Source organism: Fictibacillus nanhaiensis (assembly GCF_036213205.1).
Taxonomy (GTDB): Bacteria; Bacillota; Bacilli; order Bacillales; family Fictibacillaceae; genus Fictibacillus; species Fictibacillus nanhaiensis_E.
This window is the reverse complement of record NZ_JARMFC010000006.1, coordinates 334,424-346,894: the sequence shown is the minus strand read 5'-3', so window position 1 is coordinate 346,894 and position 12,471 is coordinate 334,424. Positions and strand designations below refer to the sequence as shown.

At 39.1% G+C, this 12,471-nt stretch carries 10 protein-coding genes; 1 reads left to right on the top strand and 9 read right to left on the bottom strand.

Translation table 11 applies throughout. The annotated features are described in order from the left end of the window. Positions 1 to 19: 19 nt before the first annotated feature. The gene (gene yqiS / locus P4V41_RS08765; protein WP_328084467.1) at positions 20 to 925 is read right to left on the bottom strand and encodes a phosphate butyryltransferase; all 906 of its coding nucleotides are present in this window, start codon (positions 923 to 925) and stop codon (positions 20 to 22) included. Between the two features lie 131 nt (positions 926 to 1,056). Further along, a complete protein-coding gene (locus P4V41_RS08760; protein ID WP_419181295.1) occupies positions 1,057 to 3,117 on the bottom strand; it encodes a sigma 54-interacting transcriptional regulator in 2,061 nt (686 codons plus the stop codon). 141 nt (positions 3,118 to 3,258) lie between these two features. On the opposite strand from P4V41_RS08760, the gene P4V41_RS08755 reads away from it, so the two are divergent. Next, on the top strand, positions 3,259 to 3,495 hold the full coding sequence (locus P4V41_RS08755) for a DUF2627 domain-containing protein (protein WP_144699175.1): 237 nt from the start codon (positions 3,259 to 3,261) through the stop codon (positions 3,493 to 3,495). Positions 3,496 to 3,537: 42 nt separating this feature from the next. Here P4V41_RS08755 and spo0A read toward each other — a convergent pair whose 3' ends face one another. The 7 genes from spo0A to P4V41_RS08720 form a co-directional block, all read right to left on the bottom strand. Further along, complete coding sequence (spo0A, locus tag P4V41_RS08750; RefSeq protein WP_328084466.1) at positions 3,538 to 4,341, bottom strand: sporulation transcription factor Spo0A; 804 nt, start codon at positions 4,339 to 4,341, stop codon at positions 3,538 to 3,540. A gap of 432 nt (positions 4,342 to 4,773) precedes the next feature. Continuing rightward, positions 4,774 to 6,060, bottom strand: a complete 1,287-nt coding sequence (gene spoIVB, locus P4V41_RS08745) for a SpoIVB peptidase (protein ID WP_328084465.1) — start codon at positions 6,058 to 6,060, stop codon at positions 4,774 to 4,776. Between the two features lie 134 nt (positions 6,061 to 6,194). Next, the gene (gene recN, locus P4V41_RS08740) at positions 6,195 to 7,892 is read right to left on the bottom strand and encodes a DNA repair protein RecN (RefSeq protein ID WP_328084464.1); all 1,698 of its coding nucleotides are present in this window, start codon (positions 7,890 to 7,892) and stop codon (positions 6,195 to 6,197) included. Between the two features lie 24 nt (positions 7,893 to 7,916). Further along, positions 7,917 to 8,366, bottom strand: a complete 450-nt coding sequence (gene ahrC / locus P4V41_RS08735; RefSeq protein ID WP_144699169.1) for a transcriptional regulator AhrC/ArgR — start codon at positions 8,364 to 8,366, stop codon at positions 7,917 to 7,919. A gap of 108 nt (positions 8,367 to 8,474) precedes the next feature. Further along, a complete protein-coding gene (locus P4V41_RS08730) occupies positions 8,475 to 9,293 on the bottom strand; it encodes a TlyA family RNA methyltransferase (protein ID WP_328084463.1) in 819 nt (272 codons plus the stop codon). Beyond that, complete coding sequence (gene dxs / locus P4V41_RS08725) at positions 9,290 to 11,188, bottom strand: 1-deoxy-D-xylulose-5-phosphate synthase (protein WP_328084462.1); 1,899 nt, start codon at positions 11,186 to 11,188, stop codon at positions 9,290 to 9,292. The genes P4V41_RS08730 and dxs overlap by 4 nt, the downstream gene beginning before the upstream one ends. A 20-nt stretch (positions 11,189 to 11,208) precedes the next feature. After that, the gene (locus P4V41_RS08720) at positions 11,209 to 11,805 is read right to left on the bottom strand and encodes a hypothetical protein (protein WP_328084461.1); all 597 of its coding nucleotides are present in this window, start codon (positions 11,803 to 11,805) and stop codon (positions 11,209 to 11,211) included. Between the last annotated feature and the right edge of the window lie 666 nt (positions 11,806 to 12,471).

Sequence of the window (12,471 nt, the reverse complement as noted above, 5' to 3'; positions counted from 1 at the left end):
AGTGTTTTCCTCCTAAGATTTAATTATCAGTGATGACTGAGTTTACAGCTAAAGCGATAGAATAATATTTACTTTCTGCTGAATCAGCTCGGGATGTTAAAACGATCGGCGCTTTAGCACCACAGATCACAGCTCCAACTTTCGCACGAGCAAAATAGATCAGCGATTTATACAGTACATTTCCCGTTTCAATATTTGGAACGAGAAGGATGTCTGCATCACCTGCAACACTTCCTGTAATCCCTTTATGAGCTGCAGCTTCCTTCGAAATTGCATTATCTAAAGCCAATGGACCTTCAACGATACCGCCTGTAATTTGATCCCTAAGATTCATAACAGTTAGACTCGCTGCATCCAATGTGGCTTGCATAGCAGGATTAACGTTCTCTACAGCTGCAAGCACAGCCGCTTTAGGAACCTTCACTCCAGTTTTAGCCGCAAAATCAATAGCATTTTGTAGAATCTGTACTTTTTGATTAAGGTCAGGCTCTATGTTCATGGCAGCATCTGTGATGAAGATCAACTTTTCAAAACCTTCTACTTCGAATGCAGCAACATGAGATAACACTTTGCCTGTACGCAGACCAAATTCTTTATTTAAGACTGCTTTTAAAAGAGCAGAAGTTGAGATAAGCCCTTTCATCAAAATATCAGCGTCTTCATCATGGACAGCTTTTACCGCCATTAATGCAGCTGAAGATGTATCGGTAGCTACAACTTTTATTCCATCCAACGGAATATCTGCATTTCTTTCTAACCAGTCAGAAATTTTGTTGCCGTTTCCAAACAGAATAAAATGGGCGAGCCCCTCTTTATATGATTTCAGTATGCTTTCCAAAACCTCCTGATCCCCAGCTTCTGCCACTGCGATGACTGGTTTCTCTTGTTGATGTTTGGCTTGGCTCACCAAGTTTTGTAAACGCATGCTATCCCCCCTTGTTAACCGCCTAATTATCTATGCAATTTTCATGCCAACTATTTAACATGCTAAAAATGTAGTAATTATATTTCAACTATGCAGTAAACTGCAAATACATTGCAAGAATTTGCATGAAATTATTTGCGCAGTTTTTCATCAAGATCATATTTTTCTAATTTATAATAAAAATTTCTAAGTGAAATACCTAATGATTTAGCTGTTTTCGTTTTATTGCCGCGAAACCTCTCTATAGCTTCTGTTAAAATACGCTTTTCAACCGCATCCATTTGCTCAGCCAAAGTCTTTTCAACATCAGACTCATCGGGCATATCTTGCAGATGAACATTCTCTTTTTTTGGTGGTTCTAAAGATAGCAGCGAAATATGACTTCGATTGATCTGTGTATCAGTATGACTCATATGGATGATCGCTCTACCTAGAACGTTTTCAAGCTCTCTAACATTTCCCGGCCAATGATAGGCTAATAAAAAAGCTTCGGCATCCTTATTGATAAAGTCAATGTTTCTCCCATAATCTTGATTTAACTTTTGCAGAAGGTGATAAGCTAAAAGTAAAATATCATTGTTTCTTGCTCTTAATGGCGGAATATAAATTGGCATCCTGTTCAATCTGTAGTACAAATCCTGCCTGAACGTGCCATCAGCGATCATTTTTTCAAGGTTAACATTGGTTGCGGCGATAACACGCACATTGATCGGAATCGCTTTTGTGCCACCAACACGTCTGATTTCATTTTCTTGCAACACGCGCAACAGTTTAGCTTGTGTGTTCTGCGACAACTCTCCCACTTCATCTAAAAAAATACTCCCACCGTTCGATTCTTCAAAAAGCCCTCTTTTACCGCCTCTTAATGCACCCGAAAAAGCTCCTTCTTCATAACCAAACAGTTCGCTCTCTAACAAAGATTCAGATAGCGCTGCACAGTTGACACGTATAAACTTGTTAAACTTTCTGCTACTTGCATTATGTATCGCATGAGCAAAAAGCTCTTTCCCTGTTCCAGATTCACCGCGAAGCAGAACAGTAGCTGGAGTAGAAGCCGCAAGCTTAGCCTGATCGATCGCAAAATTCATCTCTTCTGACGTACCGATAATATCTTCAAAGGAATATTTTGCTTCAAGTGTACGAATGATCTGTCTTGCTCTGTTCAATTCTTCTGTAAGTCCTTTAATTTCTGAAACATCGTGGATAACACCTACACTGCCTTTTAATAGGCCATCTACGATAACAGGGGCAACGTTTACGATTACATCTTTCCGGTTTGGCCCAACTCTTAATCGAGCACCTCTCACAGGCTTTCGTGTTTTTAGAACCTGCATATGAATACTTTCACCCTCAGATATATCAGTTGTTGCAGGTTTTCCGATCACTTGCTCTGCTGTGTAACCTGTGAGCTTTGTGTATGCAGGGTTGATCATAATGCCTTTTCCTTCTTCATCAACAACGGAAATAGCTTCTTCGGAAGATTGAATGATGGATCTTAACATCGTTTGTATGCTTTTTAAATTCGTTACTTCCTCTGCCAGATCAACAATTTCAGTTATATCTTTAAAGACGGCAAATGCACCCAGCTTTCGTCCTTCATTATTGAGGATAGGAGTGCGCGTTGTATAGATTTTCGTACCATTAGCTAAAATCTGTTCTTGGTTCACTTCTTCTATGCCTGAATCCATTACTCGCGGAAGCTGGCTGTTAGGCATTACTTCTAGAATAGACTTTCCAACAGCTTGCTCTTTCGATAAACCTGTCATTTTTTCAGCACTCTTGTTAAAAATAGTGATTGTTAGATCATGATCAATCACGATCATGCCATCGTGTGTGTTGTCTAATATGGTTTTGAGCTGCTGCAGATGCCCGAAATCTTTTTTATTATTTGTGTGGTTAGGAATGGATAACAGAAATCGAAATTGAGAAGTAGTCAATTTCCCTGACGTAGGATACTTATTCTCATATAACCAATCTGCGCTTTCTTTAAGAGAATCCGAATAAACAATAACGTCTATCTCTTCATTTGGCGCCGAAGAATATGTAATTATTGGATTGTTATCCAAACTGGCCGGCAACGATTGAAGAGATCCTTGCAAAATAGCTACAAGTTCAAAAAGTTCAGATTGATTAACCAGTTGAACCAGTTCAGATTCTTCTTGTGCTGTCAGCAATATGATCCTTTGCAACAATTAACCCACCTTTCCATTATAACATGCAATATTTTTCACATGTTTATCATAGCTCACTATGAAAGGGTTTGCAAACTTATTTTACATCGACAATAATTTTAACTTTATGTACAATAAGACTTGTAGAGGAGTGAATTCTTCATGAGCAGATATGCAGCATTGGTAATAGTTTTGATCCCTGGAATCATGGCCGTGATGGGCATCAAATGGATGAGAGACACGTTGTTTGGAGTTTTGCAGTTTCCGTTTCCGTTCTTATGGCTACAATTCATCGCTGGGTTGTTAAGCTTCTTAGCAGGTTTAGCTTTTGTAGGCGGATTTATCTTTTATAGAGACCGCAAAAGAAATAAAGTTCAGTTAAAATATAGAAAAAAATAACCATCTCTCATACTTGAGAGATGGTTATTTTTAAGTAAGTATTTATGCCATGACCTTATGTTCGATTCTTAGTTTATCTGCGACCATCGCGATGAACTCTGAATTCGTTGGCTTCGCTTTTGACATGGATACTGTATAGCCGAACAGTGATGAGATGCTATCGATGTTTCCACGGCTCCATGCAACTTCAATAGCATGGCGTATAGCGCGTTCTACACGACTTGATGTTGTATTGAATTTTTTTGCGATATCAGGATACAGAACCTTTGTGATTGATCCTAATAATTCAATATCGTTGTAAACCATTGAGATCGCTTCTCTTAAATACATGTAACCTTTAATATGAGCAGGAACTCCGATCTCATGAATGATACTTGTAATACTCGCATCCAAATTGCGCGGTTTATTATTAATTGTTGATTGGAAGTTGTTTCGACTATTTCCGGATGCGCGTTGTACAGTTGACTTTTCTGATCCACAGATTTGACGGATCTGACTCGCTAGATTGTCCATATCGAATGGTTTTAAGATAAAGTATGAAGCACCTAAGTCTACGGCTTTTTTCGTAACATCTTCCTGACCAAATGCTGTTAACATGATAACATTCGGCTGAGGAAGATCATCACTAGATCTGATCTTTTCAAGCACAGCTAATCCATCTAAATGAGGCATGATAATATCTAGAACTAAAACATCAGGATCTTTATTCTCTAAAACGGATAAGCATTCTTGACCGTTGTAAGCAACCCCGATTACCTCCATATCATCTTGACTTGAAAGATACTCCCTCAAAAGACTAATCAGTTCACGGTTATCATCAGCTAGACAAACTTTAATTTTTTGCACCATCATTTCCTCCCCATCCAACAATTTCTTGTTTTTCCCAATGTAATATTTCAACAATAAATCTTAAATCCCTTTATTTTGTTTTAAATTTTTTAAAATTATTTTGTTTTTGTAGCAGATAGAGCTGTTATCTTCAATTTACTTTGAATTTCGACAGTTATTGTATTCCCAACATGCAGATTTGTCGAATTTTCTTTATATCCCTCATTATACAAAATTTTCATAGGATTGTCTAAATTATCTAAAATTAAATGAATGATTCCACAGGGCAAGTGGTGAAAACCCTGAATCTTTCCTTAATCAAAGTAACTTGTCTATAGTTTATATCGTTTATAAAATAAAATTGAGAAGTCCTGGTGCTAACCGATGAAACCATAATAGTACAACTGCCAGGTATAATAAAAAACCGGTAAAATTCTACCGGTTTTCGGTTTAACTCGCTTGTTTTGTGTCTTTATAGATATCTACTCCGGCTTCGTCTAGCATCCATTCGATATGAACGCCGTAACCAGATGTTGGATCATTTACAAACACATGTGTAACTGCTCCAATAATTCTTCCGTTCTGTATGATTGGGCTGCCGCTCATTCCTTGCACGATTCCCCCGGTAATTTTTAAAAGTTCTGGATCTGTAATTTTAATGACCATTCCTTTTGTTGCGGGAAATTTTTGCGGAACAGAGCTTACAACATCAACTTCAAATTCTCGTACCTTTGAACCGTTAACGACAGTTAAAATCTTCGCTGGTCCCTCTTTTACTTGATGAGATAGGGCAATAGGCAACGGTTTATTCCAGTCACCGTTCGATAACGTATCATTTAATTTACCAAAAATACCAAATGGACTGTTTTTTGATATATCCCCTAAGACTCTTTGGTCTTTGGAAAAACGCGCTAACTTTTCTCCTGGATGACCATTCGAACCTTTTTCAATGGAGGTTACGGTAGAACCAAGGATTTCTCCGTTGTTTACCTTTATAGGTTTTTTAGTATCCATATCTGAAATCACATGACCTAGTGCACCATACTTAAATGACGCAGGATCAAAAAAGGTTAGCGTACCCACACCTGCTGCTGAATCACGAATGTATAGTCCTATACGATAAGACTGGTCATTCTTGTCCTGCAGAGGAGTAAGTGTTTTATGAAATGTCTTACCGTCTCGAATGATGGTTACATCTAAAGGGTTTCGAGTTTCCCCAGATTGTTTAACAAATGGGCTTACATCTCCCATTTTTTTAATATTTTTTCCGTTAATTTTGGTAATAATATCTCCTACTTGAATATCGGCTATTTCACCTGGAGACTGTTTTCCTGCTGTTGTGTTTACAAGATGATGCCCAACAATCAATACCCCTAGAGTATTTAACTTAACTCCTATTGATTGTCCACCAGGCACAACTTTAAGATCAGACAACACTTTTACATTCATCTTTTTTATGGGAAAACTTGCTGCTTCGAGAGTTGCCATGCTATCACCGTTTGTTTTGGCTTGTATCGAAACTTTATGTTCGCTTTCCATTGCAGTCGTATAAATATTTGTTTCTTCCTGATTCATATTTGTTCCAACAGGAAGGGCTTGTATCACATGCTGTCCTTCAAAAAAGGTAAACGATTCTGGCAGTGATACATACTCACGCACAGGAGACAAAAAACCGATTCCCACTAAACTTCCAAGGAGAATAACGCCGATCATTCGCCGAAGTAAATCCTTATACATCATACACTCTCCTCGCTCCAAGCTCACACCCTCACCATGGCTGTACCTTTAATTTAGCCTACGGACCTTGAGTTTATAACCAAGAAAAAAGAAAAAGCTATTCCTTAAATGGATAGCTTTTTCATGAATAAAGTTTATGATGTCTTTTTGATGGACGCTGCAAGCTCTAACAATTCCTTAGCATGCTGCCTTGTAAGATCTGTAATTTCAACACCTGAGATCATTCTGCCTATTTCATTTACTTTTTCATCCGTTTTTAACGTAAGAACCTTCGTAACTGTTCTTCCTTGTAACGTATCTTTAGAGATGTGTAGATGCGTATCTGACATTGCTGCAACTTGTGGAAGGTGAGAGATACAAAGCACTTGTGAACCAACAGAAACTCTGTAGATCTTTTCCGCTATTGCTTGAGCGACTCGTCCAGAAACTCCAGTATCAACTTCATCAAATATTATCGCGGTAATTCCTTGATTTTCTGAAAAAATCGTTTTTAGGGCTAATATGATCCTTGAGAGCTCACCACCTGATGCCACTTTAGATAACGGTTTAAGGGGCTCACCAGGATTTGGTGATATATAAAATTCTACAGAATCCAATCCAGTTCTCAAAAACTGATTATCCTCAATTCGCTTCATCACGACTTCAAACTTGGTTTTTTCCATATAAAGTTCTTTTAGCTGTTGCTGAATGCTGTTTTTTAAGACTTTTGCGGTCTCCGCTCTCTTTTTCGTCAGCTTCTTCCCTGAAATCTCAAGTTTAGCGACAAGCTTATCCTGCTTCTTTTTGAGTTCTTCGATATGATTATCTTTATTTTGAATAAGTTCTAACTCTTTTTTTATCTTTTCACTATAATGGATCATTTCTTTTACAGAAGAACCATATTTTCGTTTAAGTTTACTTAATTCGTCGAGACGCGACTCAATGCTGTTGAGCCTTTCCGGATTGTATTCTAATGAATCAAACATATCCCGAATCTTATATGTAAGCTCCTCAAGGACATAGAAGCTGTTGCCAAATTGCTCTTCGTCAGCTTTTAATGATTCATCAAGTGCTGCGACTTGCGAGAAATCAGCTAACGCACTTGAGACTAACTCCAGTGCCTTACCTTCACCATAAAGATTATGGTATGCATCCTGAAGAGAGCCATGAATTCTTTCAAAGTTCGAAAGCATACGTTTTTCTTCTTCTAGCTTAACATCCTCATCAGGAATGAGATTGCTACCTGCAATTTCTTGATATTGATATTCGAGGAGATCTATTCTTTGTGCGATCTCTTGTTCATTTCTAGAAAGCTCAGAAAGCTGCTTATTGATTTCTTTATAATCTCGGAACGTTTGTTCATACGTGTTTAATTCTTTTTTAAAACCATTATCACCAAAACTATCGAGTAAAAAAAGATGTTTATCAGGCTGCATCAAATATTGTGTTTCATGCTGTCCATGAATATCTACTAATGCCTGTCCGATTTCTTTCAGAACAGACAGCGTAACAAGCTTTCCGTTTACTCTGCAAATGCTTTTTCCGTTCTCTGTTATATCCCTTTTAAGCACAACCATCTCATCTTCATCCGAAATCGTAATACCAAATTCCTCACATTTATCGTAAACACGATGACCTGGATGGATATGGAACAAGCCTTCAATCTCTGCTTTTTGAGTTCCATAGCGCACAAATTCTGTAGAACCTCGGCCGCCGATCAAAAGTCCGATCGCATCTATGATGATGGATTTACCTGCTCCTGTTTCACCCGTTAATACGGTTAATCCTTTTTTAAAAGAAACACTCAAAGAATCAATAATAGCAAAATTACGAATACTTAATTCTGCCAGCAATTACATCACACCTTATTTTAAAAATTACAGCATATCTAAAAAGCGCTGCGATACATCAGAACTAACTTCTTTTGAACGACAAATAATTAAGATTGTATCATCGCCACAAATCGTTCCCATTAAATCTTCCCAATCTAGCTTATCGATCAACGCTCCAATGGCATTTGCATTACCTGGAAGTGTCTTCATAATGATTAGGTGATCTGCATAATCAATGCTAATAAAGCTGTCAGTTAACGTTCTTTTTAATTTTTGCAGCGGATTAAACCTTTGGTCAGCCGGAAGACTGTATTTATAGCGACCATCGTTCATTGGTACTTTCACAAGATGCAATTCTTTAATATCTCTGGAAACTGTTGCTTGAGTCACATTAAAGTTTGCTTTCTTCAGAAGTTCCACCAAGTCGTCTTGTGTTTCAATATCATGATTGCTGATCATTTCACGTATTTTTATATGTCGTTGTCCTTTATTCACTCGTGATTCCACCTCAATTTGCACTGTCACATTCTGCCTTTATCTTATACTATTGTGCATAGGATGTAAATTTTTCATTTATAGAATAATAAAAAGAGCGAGTAAATGTTATTCTCGCTCTTTCTTTAATGTTTCATGAGCAGACTTAACAACTTCCTCAATATGTTCTGAAGTTATTGTTTGAGAGTCCTCACTATTCATTTTTCCATGCATTAGAAACTCAATGTTACCATCCCCACCAGTTATAGGTGAAAAGGACAAAGCAACAGGATTAATTCCCGTTTTGCGGGCAAAATCAGTAATCTCTTCGATCACACGTTTATGGACTTTCGAATCTCTAACGATTCCCTTCTTCCCGACTTCTTCACGCCCTGCTTCAAACTGAGGCTTGATCAAAGCGATCACATCTCCAGTTGGCATAAGCTGAGTCAACACAGGAAGTATAATTCGTAGAGAAATGAACGAGACGTCAATCGTTGCAAAGTGAGGAATCCCATGTTGGAGCTGATCAGGTGTTACATACCTAAAGTTTGTTCTTTCCATCACAGCTACTCTAGAGTCATTTCTTAGCTTCCATGCTAGTTGATTGTAGCCAACATCAATCGCATAAATATAGGAGGCTCCGTTTTGAAGAGCACAATCCGTAAATCCACCTGTTGAAGCTCCTATATCCATTCCAATCTTTTCTTTAACTTCAAAATCAAAGATCTGAAGTGCCTTTTCAAGCTTAAGTCCGCCCCTTCCTACATAAGGAATGACATCACCTTTAACTTGAAGAGGCGCATCTTGCTCTATCTTTTCTCCTGGCTTATCCATTCGGTTCGTTCCTGAATACACGAGGCCTGCCATAACAGAACGTTTGGCTTTTTCTCGTGTTTCACAAAGTCCTCGATTGACAAGCAGTACATCTACACGTTCTTTTTTCATGTAAGAAGACCCTTTTCTGCCTTTCTTTTAACAAGTGCTTTCACACGTTCAACTAGATCAGGTGTTGTGATCCCGATCTCTTCTAACAGTTTTGTTACGCTGCCATGCTCGATAAAGCAATCTGGTATACCCATACGGTCGATAATAACATTTGCCTGATGATCAGCCGCATGTTCTAAAACCGCACTTCCAAACCCACCTTGCAGAACAGCCTCTTCCAGAGTCAAAACAGGCATGTTTTCCGCGTAGAGTTCTTTTAGCATTTTTGAGTCAAGCGGTTTAATAAAACGGGCGTTGATCACGCGTGCTGAGACACCTGATTTAGCAAGTATTTCCCAAGCCTCTAGAGCCATTGGAATCGTCGTTCCAAACGTTAAAATCGCAACGTCGTCTCCCTCTTTAAGCACTTCCCATGATCCAATCGGGATGTTTTCAAACTCTTCATCCATCGGTACACCTGAACCGTTACCTCTAGGGAATCTAATCGCAATTGGACCATCTTCATACTTAAGAGCAGAGTAAACCATATGCTGAAGCTCATTTTCATCTTTTCCCATCATCAATACCATATTTGGAATATGACGCAAGAAAGCAATATCAAATACACCTTGGTGCGTTTCTCCATCAGCACCAACTAGACCTGATCTATCTATTGTGAAAACAACATTTAAATTTTGCCTCGCTACATCATGAACAACTTGATCGTAACCACGCTGTAAGAACGTAGAATAGATCGATAAAACAGGCTTCATATTCTGTGTCGCAAGTCCAGCTGCCATTGTTGTTGCATGCTGTTCAGCAATCCCAACATCAAATAAGCGATCTGGGAACGCTTTGCCGTAATCTGTTAACTTAGAACCTATGGTCATGGCAGGTGTAATTACTGCAATCCGATCATCTTTATGTGAAAGAGTCTCTAGTGTTTTACTAACAACTCCGCTATAAGAAGGCCCTACTTGCTGTGGTTTGATCTGTTCACCTGATTCAATCTTATAAGGACCTACACCATGCCAGCTGTCTTTTTTATCACTTTCAGCAGGTTCATATCCTTTTCCTTTTTTCGTAAGAACGTGAATGATCACAGGACCTTTTGTCTTCTTCGCATATGTTAGATTTTCGATAAGATCGTCCACATCATGACCATCTACTGGACCTAGATAAGTGTAGCCTAATTCCTCAAAAAACATGCCGGATACTAACAAGTACTTCAAGCTGTCTTTAACACGTTCTGCAGTTGCGGCTAATTTTCCGCCAAACGCAGGTATCTTACGGATCAATGATTCTAGTTCATCTTTTGCTTTGTTGTATTTTCTAGCTGTTCTCATACGTCCTAAAACGTTGTGAAGAGCTCCTACATTTGGTGCGATAGACATTTCGTTGTCGTTTAGTACAACGATTAAGTCTTTCTTTTCATGACCAATATGGTTGAGCGCTTCTAAAGCCATACCACCAGTTAAAGCACCATCGCCAATAACCGCAAGAACTTTATCATCTGTTTTCTTGAGGTCTCTAGCGATCGCCATACCCATTGCAGCGGAAAGTGACGTTGAACTGTGCCCCGTCTCCCAAACATCATGTTCGCTTTCAATTCTCTTTGGAAAACCACACAGACCTTTATACTGACGAAGAGTATCAAACTGAGATGCTCTTCCCGTAAGGATCTTGTGCACATAAGCTTGATGACCAACATCCCAAATAAACTTATCTTTAGGACTGTCAAAGACTTTATGCATAGCTAGCGTTAGTTCTACAACGCCAAGATTAGGACCAAGATGTCCTCCTCTAACTGAAAGTTTTTCAATTAGAAAAGAACGGATTTCGGCAGCTAATGTATTTAATTGTTCAGTTTCATACGTTTTTAAAAACTGAGGATCTTGAATTTCTTCCAGGTTCATGGAATATGCCTCTCTTTCCATTAACGCCTTTTCTTCTCTCTTTTAGCAGGCGATAGCAGTTTAATTCTTAATTTTTCCTCTAAAAAATATAATAAACGCCCAACCTGAAAAATAATAAAGGTTGAGTGGTTGATTGCATATGATTTCCCTAATGCTTTGCCTCCTACTGTAAGTGCAGCCACTATACTAGTGAAGATGATCGAGATCAAATACTCAGAGTTTGACCCAGAACTATTTCCCATAGAAAGTGTAAGTTCTACTACAACTGCAGCAGATGCTGTTCCGCTAACGATTCCAGAGATATCACCGATAACATCGTTACAAAAATTCGCTACGCGATCTGCGTTCCTTGTAATGATTATAGCATGTCTCGCTCCGGGAACCTTCTCGGATGCCATCGCATGAAACGGAACTTCTTTTGCAGCTGTGGATGCTACACCAACGATATCAAACAGAACCCCCGTTAGTACGATTAGAAAGACGATTCCCATCCCTATCGCCCACGAAACTCCATTTAACAAAAAAGAGGATACAACTGTAAAAATAGCCGCTAACACAAGAGTGATAACGGCAATGCTTGTACTCCATTTGAGTGTTTTAGTAAAGGAATGCTTCATGCATAACTCCTCACTTTTTGGTCACTTTATGTAATAGGGAGTGGTCACCTTATTAAGTAAAGACTGCGGCTTAGGTCCAGTAGGTTTTCCCAGAAGAGTACGAAATGTCGCCATGTTCGCGGTTTCCCTTTACTCTCTTCTTAACGCTGTCGCCAAACGTTAGACTAGATTACCACTTAGTCCGCACTATAATCCCTAAAAGGTGTCAGGGCAGAACAGTCTAGGAGTTTTCCTCAACAGCCTCGCGCACATTCCCTAGCCTCTTTTGCAGAGAAGATTTCATATGGTATAAAGCTCAAAATCAGCGGCCAACCGATACAGGCTTTTCACACCATAATCCCCTCAAGCTCCACTCAAGGCAGGCTACGCTGCTCGCCTTTTTTTCCTGTGAACAAGAAAATTAGCAAAGCAGGTTCAAACCCCATTTCGCAGTAAGGTCTTTTGAACACAAACCGCAAATATGGGGGCCTCCGCGGAAGAAGGGTCATCGCCCACATGCCATTGTGGATCGCCCTTCAACCTTAACTCCCAGCGATGACCCAAGGCTGGGCGCCTCAAGCCAATGCAAGGAACTTCATCGATGTGCCCTTTGGCGGATTTTTAGGCCCGCCTTCAGGAATGGGGGGCTGACTAGAATACTGCACCACTCCAAAGCAAATAATATCA